Genomic DNA, 17138 nt, shown 5'->3' on the forward strand with positions numbered 1-17138 from the left:
GCCGGGTGCTACAGCGGTTGGGTGGGTTCGGAGTCGACCGGCGCGGGACGGCGGCGCCAGCGCAGCCAGCCGACCAGCAGCAGCGTGCCGAGCGCGGCGGCCACCCCGGCCAGTCCCCAGGCGACGGTGGTCGCGACCATCGTCGCGGGGGTGTCGCCGCCGTCCCGGCCGGCCAGCCCGGCGAGGCTGCCCGGGGTCACCGACGGGTCGGCGGGCTGCGGCGATCCGGCGGCCTGGTCGCCGCCGTCCGGAGCCGCCCCGGCGCCGGCTCCAGAGCCGCCGCCCTTGTTGACCGCGCCGACGTTCGGCAGGGCCAGGTACGGGAAGGAGCCGCCGAACCGGTTGTCGTTCGCGTCCACCCGGTCTCCGGCGGCGAGCGCGTCGACCAGCTTGCCGGTCTGCGCCGCCCCCTCGACGGCCTGGATCGCGATGTCCACGGCGTCGTCGCTGAGCCGCCGCCCGTTCGGGAAGCCCTGCAGGTCACCGCCGAGTACGCCCAGCCGGTTCGGCGTCGCGGCGACCGGCGTCGACAGGTTGAGCCGGAGCATCTCGGCGGGCCGGAACCGGCCCGGCGACACGTCCTGGTTGTTGAGCTGCGAGTTGAGGTCGACCTTGATCGGACCGTCCGGTGTCCTCGTGGTGATCCCGGTCAGGAAGATCTCCACGAGGTCCTGCCGGGGCGTCGCCGGAGCCGGTACGCCGTAGATCGTCTCGATCAACCGGGGCAGCTCGGGGTTGGTCACCCGGGCCACCACCTCGGGGATGGTGGCGTCCTTCTCCGGCGGCAGCGAGTTGAACGCGTCCTTCAGCTTCGCCGGCACCACCACCTCGTTGACCAGCGGGTTGCCCAACCGGGAGACCTGCACCCGGTCGCCGCCGCGCGGCACCTCGCCGACCCTGCCGGAGATCCGCACCCTGGGCCGGTCGGTGGTCGCCCAGACACCGATCACCGGGTTGCGCTTCGGGTCGCCGCGCAGCGCCACGTCCGAGAACGGCACCTGGAGTGCGATGCTGTTGACGTTGTAGCCGGCCAGGGTGTCCTGGCCGGTCTCGCTGAGGTCCCCGCCGTAGAGCAGGTCGAAGACCCGCAGGTCCAGGAAGAACGGGTCGTCGGCCTGGCCGACGAAGACCTTCCAACCGCCGGGCAGCGTGGTGGTGGCGTCCCCGCGCAGCTTGGCGTAGTCCGGCATGGAGGCGTTGCCGACCCGGGACGGTGCGACCGGCCCGCCGGTGACCCGGGTCTTGAACGGCTCGCCGTCGAACGACGACTCCAGTTTGTAGGTCTGCCGGAACAGCAGGTTCTCGTCGTCGAGCGAGGTGACCGGGCCGTTGTTGTAGAGGAACGTCGAGCCGCCCCGCCGGTCGACGTTCTGGAACGTCCACCGGAACGCCGCATCCGGTTTGGCGTCACCGTCGTTGTCGACCTTGATGTTGTACGCCGCGTCCGTCGCGAAGGGGTAGAAGTTCGGTCCCCCGTTCGGCTCCTCGAACGGTGTCCAGTTGGCGATGAACGTGAGATAGCCCGGGCGCTCGGGGCTGACGAAGGCGTACAGGTCGGTGTTGTCGATCGCCGGGTCCATCGCGACCAGCGGCGCCTCGCGGTGGCTGGACGCCCCGGCGGTGGTCGGTCCGAGGCCCGCCACCGCACCGGCGAGTGCGACGCAGGTCGCGGCGGCCAGCGCCGTGGTCACCCGACGCGCGGGCCTCGGCCGTGCGACCGGCCCAGGTGTGGTGCTCATCTTCCCTCCAAGGGGTGCGGACGGTGGTGTCTACTGCCGGCCATTCGGAGGGGGACGCGTCTGTGACGGGCCGCTGTGAGATAGCCGTCAGCCACCCATCCGCACCGGCCGTGGCGCCGAATGGGATCCTCGGGCCGCCACAGCCGGGCCCGGTCCGGGCTGACCCCGGTGGATCAGGTCAGCTCGCCACGGCCTCCGGCTCGACGGCCGAGGCGTCGTGCCGGTAGATCCAGGCCACCGCCTCGTTCGACCAGTCGGTCCGGCTGGTGGCCATCCGGGCGTCCCGGTCCCGCTGCTCCGGCCCGTCGGGCAGGTGGAACCGGATCTTGTTGTCGGCCGACAGCGCCTGCATCCGGGCGGTCCGGGGAAGCCGGGCCCGCTGGTAGCGGACCAGTGCCGCCACCGGGTCCGCGCCCGGCTCGGCCAGGCAGGTGGCCAGCGCCGCGCCGTCCTCGATCGCCTGCGCGGCGCCCTGGGCCATGAACGGCAGCATCGGGTGGCAGGCGTCGCCGAGCAGCGTGACCCGCCCGACCGACCAGCGCGGCAGCGGCGCGCGGTCGAACAGTGCCCAGACGTACGTCTCGTCGACCGCCGACAGGATGGCCCGGACCTGCGGATGCCAGTCCGCGTACCCGGCGAATTAGGCGAACATCGGCTGCCGGCCATGCCCTTGCGGACCGGCGCCCGACGGTGGTCGGGGAGCCCGTCCGCACCGGCCCACCGCTCCGGGCCGCTGCGGACGGCAGCGGACTATCGCCGCCGGACGAACATTCCGCGTTGCGGTACCACATAGATCAGGTCCTGCTCCACCAGCAGCGCGACAGCCCGGCGCACGGCCGTCCTTGCGATTGGGTACGTAGCGACGAGCTGGTTCTCCGACGGGATCGCCCGGTCGGGCTGCCAATCCCCGCGCGCGATCCGCGCGGCCCGGATCGCGGCGAGCTGGCGGTACGGCGGCACCGGCCCCTCATGGTCGATCACGTCGTCAGGACCCATGAACACGAAGGTAGGCGTGGCCATTCGACGTAGACAGCGCCGGTTAGGAAGCGGGACCAGGGCCGGTCGGCAACTCGGCCGAGTGCGGGGCGGGGACGTCGTCCCCGCCCCGCGCTCGGGTACGAACGCTGGACAGCGCCTCCGGTCACCGGGCCCGGCAGGAGGCGAGTGCGCCGACGACCCCCATCCCGGGCTTGCGCAGCGGCAGCCGGGTCGACGCTCCCGGGCACCGGGGCACCTTGAGGTCGTAGACACCCCGGCCGAAGGTGGCGGCGGTCAGTTGCCGGGTCGGCTCGTGATACCGCAGGTACATCACGGCCGCCTGCGGCAGGTTGGTGCCGAGCGCCGCCCACTCCCCGCCGTTCCACGCCGAGAGGTAGACCCCGACGTCGGTGCCGACCACGAGTAGGCCGTCAGAGGTCGGGATGACCGAGTTGACCGGCGCGTCCGGCAGGCCGCGCCCGATGTCCGTCCAGGTACGACCGCCGTCCTGGGTCACCATGACGTGCGGGCGGTCGCTGCCGGACCGGAAGCCGGAGAAGGTGGCGTACGCGATGTTCCTGTCCTTCGGGTGCACCGCGACCCGGGTGACCCAGGTGCCGGGGAGTTCCGCCGGGTCGACCTGGTGCCAGTTCTGCCCGGTGTCGTCGGTCCACCAGAGTCGGCCGTCGTCGGTGCCGACGTAGAGCTTGCGGCCGTCGGTCGGCGCCGCCGCGAGCGTGGTGATGGTGCCCCACGGGTAGCCGTTCGGGTCGTTCGGTCCGCCGCCGGTCAGGTCCGGGCTGATCGCCGTCCAGGTACGACCGTTGTCGGTGGACCGGTTGACGATGTTGCCGGCGTAGTACATGACGTCCGGGTCGCTCGGGTCGAACTGGAGCGGCGTCTGCCAGTTGCGCCGGTCCGAGACGGTCTGGTTGGTGCCGATGGTCTGCCGTGGGGTGCCGCCGCTGTTCTCCGAGCGGTAGCAGGAGCCGTACTGGCTGCACCCGAAGACGATGTGCGACGCCTCCGGGTGGATGACCACCTGGAGCCCGTCGCCGCAGCCGATCGCGTCCCACGGGCCGCCAACCCCGTTGTAGCCCCGGTTGCAGCCGTTGTCCTGCGCGCCGGCCACCTTCAGCGCCGGATCGGTCTCGGCGACGTCGACCGTGTAGAACTGGGTGTACGGCTCGTACGTCGCCTTGGTCCAGCCGCCGACCCCGTTCACGTCGGAGCGGTACATCCCGCCGTCGTTGCCGAGGTAGGCCCGGTCCGGCACCTTCGGGTCCCAGCGCATCACGTGCTGGTCGGCGTGCACCCCGCTGACCGAGGCGAAGGTCTGCGCGCCGTCGGTCGAGCGCACCAGGTTCACCCCGGCCAGGAAGACGTGATCGGCGTCCAACGGATCCACCCAGAGCTTGCCGAACCACCAGCTGAAGGTGGACTGCGACGCCTGGTTGGCGGTGACCGGGGTCTGGGTCCAGGTGTCGCCGCCGTCGTCGGAGCGGTAGAACGCCCGGAACGGGCCGAGCGCGGTGCCGACGTACGCGTAGAGCCGCTTCGGGTCGCTCGGCGCCAGTGCCAGGCCCCAGCGGCCCTGGTCGGCGTCGGTCGGTAGCCCGTTCGTCATCCGCTGCCAGTTCCGACCGCCGTTGTCGGAGCGCCACAGGCTGGAGCCCGGCCCGCCGTACGTCCGCTGGTGCGGCTCGCGCAGGTGGTCCCAGAGGGCGGCGTAGACCCGGTTCGGGTTGGTCGGGTCGATCAGCACCTCGGTCGCCCCGGTGGTGCCGTTCGGCGGGGTGAGCACCCGGCGCCAACTGCTGCCGCCGTTCTCGGAGAGGTAGACGCCCCGCTCACCGCCCGGCTTGAAGAGGTTGCCGGCGGCGGCGGCGAAGATCCGGCGCTCGTTGCGGGGGTCGATGGCGAACCGGGCGATGGCGTGGCTCTCCGTCAGCCCCACCCGCTGCCACGTCCTGCCCCGGTTGTACGACCGGTAGACCCCGTCCCCGCCGAAGGTGATCGAGCCACCGCCCGGCTGCGCCTCACCGGTGCCGGCGAAGAGCACTCCGCTGCGGGTCATCGCGACCGCGCCCATGCTCTGCACCCAGTTTCCCGGCCAGACGGACTGGTAGGTCATCCCCGCGTCGCTGGACTTCCAGATCCCGCCGGAGGCGGCGGCGACGAAGATCTGGTCGTCGACCAACGGGTCGACGGCGATGTCGACGACCCGCCCGCCGATGTTGGTCGGGCCGAAGAAGTGCCACTTCTGCCGGGCCAGGTCGTGGTAGGCGCCCCGGCTGCGCACGGCGATCCCGTCCGCCTCGCCCCGGGCCCTGACGTACTTGGCTGCGGAGAGTTCCCGGCTGCCGTCGCTGAGCCGCTGCGACGTCATCCACTCGGCGGGCATCTCCATCGGGCCGGTCGGCATGCTGGTGGCCAGGGAGAGCTGATCGGCGGGGCGTACGGCCAGGGAGGTCGACGACGAGGAGGCGAGGGCGCCGGCGGCGAGCAGTACCAGGGTGGCGGTGACTGCCGTGCCGCGGCGAGGTGGGCGGGGTGTGGCCTTCATGCGGGCTCTCCTGTCCACACGGGAGTGCGATCCGAGTCCGGTCGGTGTGCGGCCAGGCTAGATTGATCACCGATCAAGGTCAATGCACCGCTGTCCCATTTCGACCTCCGGGCCAACCCCCGGGCCGGGTGCTATCCGCCGCCGCCGCTGCGGAACCCCGGCAGGCCCGCGTCGTCGGAGTCGGGTCCGACCACGGCGGTCAGCGCGGTGCCGTCGGCGCAGAGCGCGGTGGCCCGTAGGTACATCCGCCGGTCCTGGGCCCGGAGCAGCACCTCGGACTCGAAGACCTCGTCCTCGACGCTGAGCAGCTCGATGTCGGTGCGCTCCTGGTAGTGCGCCCGTACGTCCAGCGGGGTCAGCCGGATCGTCGCCTCCACCGTGGTCAGCGCCCCCTGCGCGGCCGTACTCGTCACCCGGGCGCCCTCCGGCAGCACCAGACCGGCGACCTCGGCGGTGACCTCGGTGCCCTCGTCCATCGGCACCCGGTCGCAGCTCGGCAGGTTCGCCAGCATGGCCTCGTTCCGGTCCGTGGTCGCCGACCCGCCCGTACCGCCGTCACCACCGCAGCCGGCGAGCCCCAGCACGGCGACGGCGAGCACGAGCACCCGGGATCTCATCGGTGCAGGATGCCACGGTCAGCGCAGCACCCGCCAGCGTCGTACCGCGAGCAACTGCACGGTGATGACGGCCGCGCTGATCACCATCAGGACGATCGTCAGCAGCGCCCCGTAGGCGAATCCGGAGAACTCGAAGGCGTGGTCGAAGATGTAGACCGGCAGGTACTGGGTCGCGTTCGCCGGGCGGCCGTCGGTGAGGACGTACGCCGGCACGAAGTTGACCTGGAGGGTGAGGATCGTGTCCCGGACCGCCAGCAGCACCAGCACCGGGGCGAGCAGCGGCAGGGTGAGCCGGCGCAGTTGCCCGAACGGGCCGCAGCCCTCCAGCGCCGCCGCCTCGTAGAGCCGCCCGTCGAGCAGGCGGCGGGCGGCGAGGACGACGAGAAAGCCCTCCCCGATCGGGAAGAGCAGCATCAGCACCACTCCGACCCGGGCCGTGGTCGGCTCGGCCAGCCAGGTGTAGCCGGGGTGCCCGACCAGCCCGAGGAGCTGGTTGAGCGGGCCGTAGAGCGGGTTGAGCACCCAGAGGAAGAGCACCGCCAGCGCCACGTCGGGGATCACCGTCGGCAGGTAGACGGCGACCCGGAACCACCTGCCGCCGGGCCTCGGCGCGGCGAGCAGCAGGCCGAGCCCGACCGCCGCGAGCAGCCGCAGCGGCACCGAGACCACGACGTGGAACAGCGACGCCTCCAGGCTGTCCAGGAAGAAGTCGTCGGCGAAGAGCCGGCGCAGGTTGGCCAACCCGGTGAACCGGGGGTCGCGGGTCAGCCCGGTGTGGTCGGTGAAGGCGTACCCGACGTTGAGCAGCGCCGGCAGTGCGATCAGCAGCAGCACGGCGATGCCGTACGGGGCGAGGAACATCCACGGGGTGAGCGGACGCCGGGCACGGCTGCTCATCGACGTCGGCCGGTCTCGGCGACGCTTGCTCGGCGCTGGCCGGTCTCGGTGTCGAAGCGGTGCAGCCGGCGCGGGTCGGGACGCAGCCGAAGCCCGGCACCGGTTCGCAGCCCGTGCCGGGGTCCGGTCCGGACCGCCAGCCGGGTGCCGTCCGGGCAGCGGGTGAGCAGGATCGCCTCGCTGCCCAGCGCCTCCACCGCCTCCACCGTCGCCTCGAGCGGCCCGTCGGGGTCGACGGCGATGTCCTCCGGGCGTACCCCGACGGTCAGCCCGGGGGCGCCGCCGAGCACGCCACCGCCGGGCACCAGGTTCATCGGCGGACTGCCGAGGAACCCGGCCACCGCCAGGTCGGCCGGTTCGTCGTAGACCTGCTGCGGCGGGCCGACCTGGCGGACCCGGCCAGCGTCCAGCACCGCCAGCCGGTCGCCGAGGGTCATCGCCTCGGCCTGGTCGTGCGTGACGTGCACCATCGTGGTGCCGAGATCGCGGTGCACGGCGAGCAGGTCGGCCCGGGTGGCGAACCGGAGCTGGGCGTCCAGGCTGGCCAGCGGCTCGTCCAGCAGATAGACGGTGGGCTCCCGGACCAGGGCGCGGGCCAGCGCCACCCGCTGGCGCTGCCCGCCGGACATCTGGTCGGGATAGCGGTCCAGCAGGTCGGCGATGCCGAGCCGCTCGGCGGCGGCCCGGGCCCGCCGGTCCGCCTCGGCCCTCGGCACCCGGCGGACCCGCATCCCGAAGAGCAGATTCCCGCGTACGGTCAGGTGCGGGTAGAGGGCGTAGTCCTGGAAGACCATCGCGACGGCCCGCCGGTGCGGGGGTACCGGCGCGATGTCGGTGCCGTCGACGAGGATCCGGCCGGAGTCCGGCCGGTCCAGTCCGGCGACCAGTCGCAGGATCGTCGACTTGCCCGAGCCGGAGGGCCCGACCAGGGTCAGCAGCTCGCCGGCCCGCACGTCGAGGTCGACCTCGCGCAGCGCGGTGACCGGCCCGTACGCCTTGCCCAGCGCCTCCAGCCGGATCGCGCCCCGGTCGGCACTCACCGGGGCGGGTCCCGGAACAGCGGCCGTACCTTCTCCTCCAGTTGGCGCAGCCCCTCCTCACGGCCGACCCGGCCGTAGAACACCTCCTCCAGCAGGGCGTCCGTCTCGCGTTCGACCCGGGACCAGGTGGCGGTGCGCGGGGTGGCCCGCAGGTGCGGCTCGGCGTCGAGATAGACCTGCGAGGAGCGTGGTGGCAGGCTCGGCTTCAGGAACTCGTCGGAGCGGGCGACGCCGAGCCGGGACGGGACCGTACGCCCCGACGCGGCGAGAATCCGCTGCCCCTCGGCACCCATCGCGAACTCGATGAACCGCCAGGCGTCGCGGTGATCGGGCCGCCCGGCGCTCATGCAGTACGCGTCGCTGTGCAGGATCGACGCCGGTTTCCCGCCCGGCGCGACCGGCAGCGGCGCCACGTCCCACTCGAAGTCCTTGACGGTACGCAGGGTGGGGACCGCGACCCGGCTGTTCAGGTACATGCCGAGCGTGCCGCGCAGGAACCGTGCCTCGCTCGACTCGCTCTGCTCCTCGGCGTCCGGCGGTACGACGTGGTGCACCAGTTGCAGGTCGAGGAACCAGTCGACCGCCTCGCGGGTGGCCGGTGAGCCGGTCAGGGTGAGCGTGCTGGGCCGGTCGGGGTCGTCGACGAGGTCACCGCCGTTGGACCAGACGAACGGCGCCAGCCGGGGCACGCTCGGTTCGACGCCCACCCCGTACCGGCCGTCCCGGGTGAGCGCCTTCGCGGTGCCGAGGAAGTCGTCCCAGGTCCAGCCGGCCTTCGGCGGGGTCACGCCGGAGGCGCGGAACAGGTCGGCGTTGTAGTAGACGACCAGTGACGAGAGATTCTGCGGCAGGCAGGTCAGCGTCTTTCCGTCGAACCGGAAGGCGTCCAGGGCGGCCCTGCTGAAGTCGCCCTCGGCGAGCGCCTCGCTGGCGTCCAGATAGGACTGTGCGGGCTCGATCGCGTCCTGCGCGGCGAACCGGCCGTACCGGCGGTAGTTGAGCAGAAAGACGTCGGGTGGGGTGCCGCCGGCGAACGCCGTGGTCAGCCGGGCCATCAACTCGTCCTGGGTGGCCACTGGGGAGAGCGTGACGTCCACGTCCGGGCTGGACTTCTCGAACGCCTCGATCATCGTCCGGTAGCCGGCGATCTCCTCGGCGTCGCCGAAGAGCACGACGGTGATCCCGGCGCTCTCCCCGGGATCGTCCGCGCCGCAGCCGGCGAGCAGGCCGGCGACGAGCAGGCCGGCGGTCCAGCGCCGCCAGGATCGGGTCATCTGCGTCCTCCAGATCTCAGTGCCGCCAACGGGTCGTCGTCGAGCAGGATCCGCTGGGCCAGCAGGAACACCAGTACGCACGGCAGGGTCGCCACGACAGCGCCGGCCATCAGCAGCGGCCAGTCGGTCGGGTTCAGCAGGCGCAGGAACTGCAACCCGAGCGCGTACGTGTAGCGGTCACCGCTGTGCAGGTAGAGCAGCGGGTCGATGAAGTTGGCCCAGTGGTAGGTGAAGGCGAGCACCGCCACCGCCAGGGTGGTCGGGCGTACCTGGGGCAGCGCCACCCGGCGCCAGACCGACAGCCACCGGGCGCCCTCCAGCCGGGCCGCCTCGAGCTGGCTCTCCGGTACGCCACCGAAGCTCCACGCGTAGAGCAGCACCAGGAACGGGCTCACCGCGAGCAGGGCCGGCGCCAGCAACGGCACATACGTGTCGACCACCCCGACCAGCCGGAACAGCTCGAACCGGGTCGCCCAGACGGCGGTGACCGGGACCAGCAGCACCACCAGCAGGCCGAGCACCACCCGCCGCCGGGCTGCCGGGCCGAGCAGCCGGATCCCGAACCCGGTCAACGAGGCGGCCAGCACCGTCAGCGGTACGGCGAGCGCGACGACCAGCGCCGAGTTCGCCAGGTAGCGGAAGAGCGGGATCAGCTCGGGCAGCCGGGCGTACGCGGCCAGCGTCGGCTCGGGCGGCAGGACCTCGAGGGTACGCGGCGGTGGAAGGCCGGCGGGGCGGAGCGAGCCGACCACCATGAACCACAGTGGAGCGGCGAAGAGCGCGGCGACCAGGGTCGGCACCACGAACCGCCCGATCGTCCGGGCTGTCCGGCCGCTCGCCGGGCGGCGTCGCGGGCCCGACGCCGCTGCGGGGAAGGTGCCCGGCACGCCGCGAACCGCCATACCGACCCGCGACCCGCCTCTCACCACGCTTCGATGACCGATCCCGCCGCTCGGCGCCATCCTACGCCGATGATCGTTACGGTCGTACAGCCTCGATCTCGCCGGTGGCGTGACCGCCGCTACGGCGCCGATGCGGAGCGCGCGGTCGACGGCGGCACGGGCGGGACCTGCGGGTGCTGTTGCACGCAGAGGACGTAGACCACCTCGGTCCGCTCCCGGACCCGGGTGCCCGCCGCCGGGAACTGCTCGGCCACCCAGCCCGGCCGGCAGCCCGCGCCCCACCGCTGCTGCCCGGGTACGGCGCGCAGCCCGGCGCGGTGCAGGTCCCGTACGGCGTCCGCCTCCGGCAGCCCCACGATGCCCGGCACCGGTACCTCGGGCGGCCGGGTGGCCAGCCAGAGACCCGTCCCTGCGAGCACCAGCAGCAGTGCGCAGAGCCCGAGCAGCAGGGCCGGTGGTCGCCAGCGGTCGTCGCGGAGCCGGCCGGGCGGCGGCAGCGGGTCGGTGCGCCAGGCCGGCGCCAGATCCGGTGCTGCCGCCAGCTCCCCCGGTGGCACGGCGCGGGGCTGGCCGGGTGGTGCTGTGGAGCGGGCCTGCCCGGCGGGACCGGCGGGGCGCCCGACGATCTCCGAGCGCAGCGGGTACGGCTCCGACACCGCCGTCCGGTACGCCGCCTCGTCGGCGTGGAACCGGCGGAAGGCGTCCAGCGCCACTTCGCGGGCGTACCGCAGGTCGGCTTCGTCGACCCGGGTCACCCGGGCGCCCCGGCACACGAAGCCGTACGCCAGGACCAGTGGCCGGCCGGCCCGGTCGAGCAACGGCGTGGACCGGCCGGGACCGGTGGCGCCGGTGTCGGCGGTGCTGGGCCGCAGGGTGCGGTAGACGACGCAGAGTGCCCCGCCCGGGCCGACGACCGCGAGCACCGGTGGCGCGTCCGCCGGCACCTCGCCGGTCACCGCGGCGAGCAGCCCGTCCGAGTCGTTCCGGTCGGCCAGCGCAGCCGGGGTGAGCAGCATCCGGTAGCCGGCGTCCCGACCGCGACCGACCAGGAACGGCCAGCCGGACCGGGCCGGCGCGGCGTTCACCGGACACTCCAGGTGGTGAGGTCGGAGGCGGGAAACTGCCGGCGGAGTACGACCATGTTCTCCCGGAACTCCTCCAGCACGGCCTGCCTGGCGAACCGGATCTGCTCGGCGGAACGGTGCGCGTCGTCGATCGTCTGCGCCACCTGGCGGGCCTTCGCCTCGAACGGCTCCCCGATCCAGTCGAGGAAGGTGCTGACGATCTGCTCGCTGAACGCGTTCCGCCCGACGGCCAGGCCGACGGCGAGGCGTACGGCCTGTCCGGCGGGGCGGGCCAGGAACCGGCCGACCCCCGACACGGCCTCGGCGGCGGAGAGCCGGGAGAGTGCCCGGGACTCCTCGACGATCTTCCGCTCGACGGCCTCGTCGAGCTGCGCGCTGACCTGCCCGAAAAGGTCGGGCAGCACGGCGCAGAGCGGTAGTTCGACGTTGACCGGCCGGAGCCGGCCGTGCCGGAGCTTGACCATGCGCCCTTCGGCGGTCATCGTGGCGAACTGCCGTCCGATCGCGCTGACCGGGATGAGCCGGACCATCTTGCGCGCCCGGCGTCGCTGCTCGACCAGGTTGCGGATCGGCGGGTACGACAGCAGTTCCTTGCGGGCCAGTTCGAGCCGGTCGTTCTCCTCGTCCTGTTCGGCGCCGACGGTGTCGAACAGATCCCACTTGGTGAGGACGAAGTGCACCGGACACTCGGCCCGACGCATCAGCACGATCATCGGGACGATGGTGTTCTCCAGGTAGAGCTGGCCCTCCCGGCCACCGCGCAGCGCGTCTACCATGCGTCGGCCGTCGATGATGCCGAAGATCGCGTGCGCGGCGCCCAGCCGCTGCTCCAGATCCTGCTGACTGGCCTGCCGCCCGTGCGCCGGTACGCTCGCCGCCCGCCCGCCGCCGACCAGTTCCCCGGCGTAGTCGAGGTAGTTGAACCGGAGTACGGCGTGATCCCGACCGCCGGCCGTGCCGACGCAGTCGAAGGTGAACGAACGAGTCTGTCCGATCATCGTCCCGGGCGGCCAGGTGTCCTCCGGGTCGCGCAGGGTCGCGTAGAGGTCGGTCAGGTCGGCTGCCTGTTCGAGCCCGGTGACGAGCCGGAAGCCACCCTCGCGCAGCTCGGTGCTGAGCCGGTGGAACATGCTGGCGAGCAGGACGGTCTTGCCGGTCTCCTGGGCACCGAGGGCGACGATGTTGAAGGTCGGCAGTTCGGCGGTCACGTCGATTTTGGACGGACGGCCGGCCGGCGTGGTCCGAGTGCGGCGGCGGTGCCGCACGACGGCCAGGACGATGCCGGTCGCCGCGACGAGGAGCAGCAGCGATACCCAGGATGACAGCATGGGCCACCGATTCCGGACGGGGTACAGCCGGGTCGGGTCGGCCCGGCTCACCAGTACAGAGGCGGCTACCCCCGGCGCAGATACATCCGCCGGCGGATTTGCGGGCAGTGGTGGAGCACGACGGCTCGCCGGGCTGACCGCGCGATGGCCGTCGAGCTGATCGCGCGATGGCCGTCGACGGGGCGCGGTCAGCGCCGGCGGCGGCTCCGGTTCTCCTGTTCGTTCAGCTCCTCGACCACCTGGCAGGCGTTGTGCATCGGGTCGAGCCGGTCCGCGTGTATCGCCACGCGTTGCAGGAGTTCCTTGAAGGCCGACTCGTCCCGGCCGAGTACCCGGAGGATCTCGGCCTCGGCGTTGGCCAGGGCGGCCTGCCGGTCCTGCCAGAGCGCCTTCCCGGCCTCGGTGGCGATCACCCGGCGGCTGCGCCGGTCGGCCGGGTCGGGCTGCCGGGAGACCAGTCCGGCGGCCTCCAGGTCGTCGATCAGGTAGGTGAGGACGGTCCGGTCGATGCCGAGCTGGGCGGCCATCGCACCCTGGTTGGTGGCCAGGTTCTGGCTCGCCGAGGCGACGACCTGGTAGCCCCGGGGCCCACCCGGCACGTCGTTGACGATCTCCTCTGCCGCGCGGAGGTAGCGCCGCATGATCACCCCGAGCGCCCAGCCGAAGTCGTCCTTGAGCAACTCCGCCGCGATCCGACCGCCGCCGTCCTCGGAACGGGCGGCGGATGGCGCGGGAGCTGCGGTGTCGGACACGTGACCAGCATACCCGTCCAAAAGATCATCGCCCGCTAGATGTTCTGTGATACAGAAGTATCGACCTGAAGATAATCTAAATCACAGTTCTACTGTGTGGCAGTCGGTCTGTGACTAATTTGGTCGGGATAGCAGAGCTTCTTTCGGAGGTAAGAGTGAGCCTGTTCCGACTCGACGCCAGCATCCGCGGCGAGCAGTCCGTCAGCCGTGCCGTCGCCGACACCGCCGAGGCGGCGTGGACCCGTACCCACCCGTCCGGGCTGATCATCCGGCGCGACCTGGCCGCCTCGCCGGTGCCGGCCGACGCCTGGCCCGCGGCGGTCAGCGCCGGATTCGTCCCGGCCGACCAGCGCACCGAGGCCCAGGCGCAGGCCGCCGCCCTTGCCGCCGGCTACGTCGACGAACTCGTCGCGGCCGACGCGTACCTGCTCGCCGTGCCGCTCTACAACTACGGCGTCTCCCAGCACGTCAAGTCCTGGATCGACATGCTGCTCATCGACCCCCGGCTGGCCCCGGGCCAGGAGTCGCCGCTACGCGGCCGGCCGGCGGCGCTGATCGTCACCCGGGGCGGCGGTTACGGTCCGGGTACGCCCCGGGAGGGCTGGGACCACGCCACCCCGTACTACCGCCGGTTCTTCGGGGACATTCTCGAACTGGACCTGCACGTCAGCGAGGTCGAGCTGACTCTGGCCGAGATCACCCCGGCGATGGAGCCGCTGCGGGACCTGGCCCGGCAGAACCTCGAAGCCGGGCACACCTCGGCCGGCAAGCACGGCGAACTGCTGGCCCAGCACGCCCTCGGCAGCGCGGCCTGACCGACCGCTCCGACCGGTACGCGTCCGGGGCGGGCCGCCCGGCACGCCCCGTACGCGCCGGCCGGCCCGCTGCGTAGGCTTGCTGGTCGTGCTGATCCTGCTGCCTCCGTCGGAGGGGAAGACCGCGCCCCGCTCCGGCCGGCCGGTGAATCCGGACGCGCTGACCCAGCCGGCGCTCAACCCCGGGCGGGAACGCGTCCTCGACGCGCTCGTCGCGCTCTGCGCCGGGCCGGACCGGGACCGCGCCCGGGAGGTGCTCGGGCTCAGCCCGGGGCAGGACGAGGAGCTGGACCGCAACGCCCGGCTGCGCACCGCGCCGGCCCAGCCGGCGGCCAAGGTCTACACCGGGGTGCTCTACGACGCACTCGGCCTCGGCACCCTGCCCGGTCCGGCCCGGTCCCGGGCCCGGCGTTCCGTACTCGTCTTCTCCGGGCTCTGGGGGGCGATCCGGATCGACGACCGGATCCCGGCGTACCGCTGTGCGGTCGGGGTGAACCTGCCCGGGGTGGGCGGGCTGGCGGGGTACTGGCGCGGGCTGCTCGACCCGGTGCTCGCCGGGACGGCCGGCGGCGGGCCCGTGCTCGACCTGCGCTCCAGCGGGTACGCCGCGATGTGGCGACCCACCGGCCGGCTGGCCGAGCGCACCGTCACGGTCCGGGTGCTGCACGAGCAGGTGGTCGCCGGGGAGGTCCGGCGGTCGGTGGTGAGCCACTTCAACAAGGCCAGCAAGGGTCGGCTGGTCCGCGACCTGCTGCTGGCCGGCGCGGCGCCCCGGTCCGCCGGCCGGCTGGTCGAGGCGCTGCGCGACCTGAAGTACACCGTCGAGGAGCAGCCGGCGGTCGCCGGCCGCCCCCGTCAGCTCGACCTGGTGGTCACCGAACTGTGAGGCCGGCCGGAGTCGCCCGGCCGGCGTGCCGCGCTCCCGGTCGAGACGGCGGCCGCGCGCCGCACCCGGTGCCGCGACGCTTGTCGGTGACCCGGGGACCGTACGACGTCACCAGCACCGGCAGGTCGAGTAGCGCACCGATCGTCGTCGGCCAGTCGTCCGGCCGGAACAGCACGGCCGGCCGGGCCCGGTGCAGCAACGCCGTCAGCTCCGCCTGGTGGGCGAGATCCCGCGCCGGCCCGGGGACCAGCCGGAACAGCGGCGCCCCGGCCACCTCGTAACCGGTGCAGACCCGCAGCGCCGGTTCCCGGTCCGGCGCGTCGGCGTGGGTGACGGCCAGCGCGTCGACCCCGCCGCAGACCTGCACGGCGTACCGGTGCGCGACCGCGTCGAAGTGACCGACCCGGAACGGGCCCTGCCAGCACCCCGTCCCGTTGTGCGGCTCCGGCAGGCGCAGCGCCGGATCCTCGGTGACGAACGGCCCCGCCCCGTGCCGGGTGGTGTAGCTGCGTACCACGCCGAGCCGCAGCGCCGACCGGTCCGCCTCGGCCAGCAGGGTCGCCGCGTTGTCGAAGGTCGTGGTCGACCAGGTGGTGTACGGGTGCCAGCCCCGCCACTCGTCCAGCAGCACCCCCTGCGCACCCTCGAAGACGCACGGCCCGGCGCGGAGCAGGCGCCGCCGCACGGCGGTCCCGTCCACCACCGCGACCGCCTCGCCGAACGCCCGGAACGCCGCCAGCACGTCGTCGAGCGGCGGTGCGTCGATCGGGCCGAGTTCGTCGGTGAGCCGGTCGCGGAGCCGGGTGAGCCGGCGACGCAGGCGTACCGGATCACGAACGTCGGCGACCCGCGGCGCGTCGGGGTGGCGCTGCGCGTACGCCATGGTCTCGCCGACCCCGACCCCGCACGAACCGTGCCGATCGGCACCGCGCCGCAGCTCCCGGAGCTGGTTCGCGGCGCGGTGCCACGGGGTGGCGAGCAACGCGTCGCCGTCGACGGTCAGCAGCCCGAACGGGTCCGGCACCCCCGATCGGGCCAGCGCCGCCGCCTCGGCCGCCAGGGCCAGCGGGTCGACCACGACGAACCGCGACAGGTGGGTGGGCACCCCGCGCAGCGTGCCCGAGCCGAACTGGGCGAAGGTGTGGTGCCGCCCGTCCGGCGTCACCACGTTGTGTGCGGCCTGCGCACCCCCGTTGAACCGGATCACGGCGGTGACCGGCTCCCGCGCGCAGAGCCAGTCCACCGTGGTGCCCTTGCCCGCGTCCCCGTAGCCGAGGTCGACGACGACGGTGTGGTTCACAGCCGGAGGTTTCCGCCGGTGCCGTCGTCGAGCCCGGTCAGGGCCACCGAGCTGCCGGCCGGGCCGCGCCGGACCGTCGCCAGCGCCCGGCCGACGCTGGCGCCGACGGTCGAGCCGACGTCGTCGAGATCCCGCAGCCCGGCGTCGAGGTCGATGGCCTGCTCGCCGAGCCCGACGGTGAGCGCGATGGTCTCGCAGACCGCGTCGAGGTCGTCGAGCTCCAGGACGTTCTGGCCGAGCAGCTTCCGCCAGGCGTTCAGGATGCGCGGATCGCCGGCGTAGTTGGATCCACCCGGCAGGATGTAGTAGACCTCGAAGCTGCGCCGCAGCTCGCGGACGATCTCGGTGACCGCGATCGGCTCGGTGAGCTGGTCCCCGATCACCCGGCGGACCTCGGCCGGCTTGACCCGGTCGTACGGCAGCTCGTCGCCGATCAGGAAGAGATATCCGGGCCGGCCGCGCCGGCGTACGCTGTCCAGCTCGGTGTGCCGGGCCATGAAGTACATCGCCAGCTCGTACGACTCGGTCTGCTGGCCGCCACCGCCTCCTTCGAGGACGATGTTGGCCAGTTGGTCGTCCATCCGGTTGTCCGACTCGAACTGGCCGACCTGCAACGGCACCCGGTCACAGGTGGCGTCGCCGACCGCCCCGAACAGGATCTGCGGGTCCCGGGCGTAGCCCTTGCGCAGCAGTAGTCCCAGCAGTTGCGGCAGCTTTGCCTGGAGCACCCGGGGCACGTCGCGCATCGAACCGGTGACGTCGAAGAGTACGGCGATCGGGGTCGAGTGCGGGTGCTCGGTGCTGTCCCGGCTCTCCCGGGCGGTCACCTTGTAGGGGCTGAGGTCGGGATGCGCGGTACGGGCACCGCCGTCGCTGTAGGCGAACGGGCTCGCCCCGGTGGCCGCGCGGTAGCTCGCGGCGGCCGAGTACACGTCGGTTGACCAGCGTCCACTGCCCAT

General features: G+C 72.9%; 16 protein-coding genes. 2 read left to right on the forward strand and 14 right to left on the reverse strand.

Annotated elements, in window-relative coordinates; genetic code table 11:
- Positions 1-8 precede the first annotated feature (8 nt).
- From R6Y94_RS22600 to R6Y94_RS22655, 12 genes are all read right to left on the reverse strand, one after another.
- Positions 9-1739, reverse strand: coding sequence for a DUF4331 domain-containing protein (locus R6Y94_RS22600; protein WP_318397890.1), 1731 nt, complete (start codon positions 1737-1739; stop codon positions 9-11).
- A gap of 178 nt (positions 1740-1917) precedes the next feature.
- Positions 1918-2340: an FAD-dependent monooxygenase gene (locus R6Y94_RS22605; protein ID WP_318397992.1), complete on the reverse strand. Its 423-nt coding sequence runs from the start codon at positions 2338-2340 to the stop codon at positions 1918-1920.
- 149 nt (positions 2341-2489) lie between these two features.
- Entirely contained in the window at positions 2490-2735 is a 246-nt protein-coding gene (locus tag R6Y94_RS22610) for a GntR family transcriptional regulator (RefSeq protein ID WP_412102844.1), read from the reverse strand.
- A gap of 145 nt (positions 2736-2880) precedes the next feature.
- Positions 2881-5283 (reverse strand): VPS10 domain-containing protein, encoded by a 2403-nt coding sequence (locus tag R6Y94_RS22615; RefSeq protein WP_318397891.1) that lies wholly within the window; start codon positions 5281-5283, stop codon positions 2881-2883.
- Between the two features lie 131 nt (positions 5284-5414).
- Positions 5415-5900 (reverse strand): hypothetical protein, encoded by a 486-nt coding sequence (locus R6Y94_RS22620; RefSeq protein ID WP_318397892.1) that lies wholly within the window; start codon positions 5898-5900, stop codon positions 5415-5417.
- Between the two features lie 18 nt (positions 5901-5918).
- Positions 5919-6797, reverse strand: a complete 879-nt coding sequence (locus R6Y94_RS22625; protein ID WP_318397893.1) for a sugar ABC transporter permease — start codon at positions 6795-6797, stop codon at positions 5919-5921.
- A complete protein-coding gene (locus R6Y94_RS22630) occupies positions 6794-7837 on the reverse strand; it encodes an ABC transporter ATP-binding protein (protein ID WP_318397894.1) in 1044 nt (347 codons plus the stop codon). Before R6Y94_RS22630 ends, R6Y94_RS22625 begins: the two co-directional genes overlap by 4 nt.
- Entirely contained in the window at positions 7834-9111 is a 1278-nt protein-coding gene (locus R6Y94_RS22635) for a sugar ABC transporter substrate-binding protein (RefSeq protein WP_318397895.1), read from the reverse strand. The genes R6Y94_RS22630 and R6Y94_RS22635 overlap by 4 nt, the downstream gene beginning before the upstream one ends.
- Entirely contained in the window at positions 9108-9998 is an 891-nt protein-coding gene (locus tag R6Y94_RS22640) for a carbohydrate ABC transporter permease (RefSeq protein WP_318397896.1), read from the reverse strand. Before R6Y94_RS22640 ends, R6Y94_RS22635 begins: the two co-directional genes overlap by 4 nt.
- Before the next feature lie 134 nt (positions 9999-10132).
- Positions 10133-11098: a PASTA domain-containing protein gene (locus tag R6Y94_RS22645; protein ID WP_318397897.1), complete on the reverse strand. Its 966-nt coding sequence runs from the start codon at positions 11096-11098 to the stop codon at positions 10133-10135.
- Complete coding sequence (locus R6Y94_RS22650; protein WP_318397898.1) at positions 11095-12426, reverse strand: hypothetical protein; 1332 nt, start codon at positions 12424-12426, stop codon at positions 11095-11097. The genes R6Y94_RS22645 and R6Y94_RS22650 overlap by 4 nt, the downstream gene beginning before the upstream one ends.
- A gap of 188 nt (positions 12427-12614) precedes the next feature.
- Positions 12615-13178: a MarR family winged helix-turn-helix transcriptional regulator gene (locus R6Y94_RS22655; protein WP_318397899.1), complete on the reverse strand. Its 564-nt coding sequence runs from the start codon at positions 13176-13178 to the stop codon at positions 12615-12617.
- 155 nt (positions 13179-13333) lie between these two features.
- Between R6Y94_RS22655 and R6Y94_RS22660 the strand changes: the two genes are divergently transcribed.
- A complete protein-coding gene (locus R6Y94_RS22660; RefSeq protein ID WP_318397900.1) occupies positions 13334-13993 on the forward strand; it encodes an FMN-dependent NADH-azoreductase in 660 nt (219 codons plus the stop codon).
- Positions 13994-14081: 88 nt separating this feature from the next.
- A complete protein-coding gene (gene yaaA, locus R6Y94_RS22665; protein WP_318397901.1) occupies positions 14082-14879 on the forward strand; it encodes a peroxide stress protein YaaA in 798 nt (265 codons plus the stop codon).
- Here the strand turns inward: yaaA and R6Y94_RS22670 are convergent.
- Positions 14866-16179: an adenylosuccinate synthetase gene (locus R6Y94_RS22670; protein ID WP_318397902.1), complete on the reverse strand. Its 1314-nt coding sequence runs from the start codon at positions 16177-16179 to the stop codon at positions 14866-14868. The genes yaaA and R6Y94_RS22670 overlap by 14 nt on opposite strands.
- Entirely contained in the window at positions 16176-17138 is a 963-nt protein-coding gene (locus R6Y94_RS22675) for a hypothetical protein (RefSeq protein ID WP_318397903.1), read from the reverse strand. Before R6Y94_RS22675 ends, R6Y94_RS22670 begins: the two co-directional genes overlap by 4 nt.

Source organism: Plantactinospora sp. KLBMP9567, assembly GCF_033446045.1.
Taxonomy (GTDB): Bacteria; Actinomycetota; Actinomycetes; order Mycobacteriales; family Micromonosporaceae; genus Plantactinospora.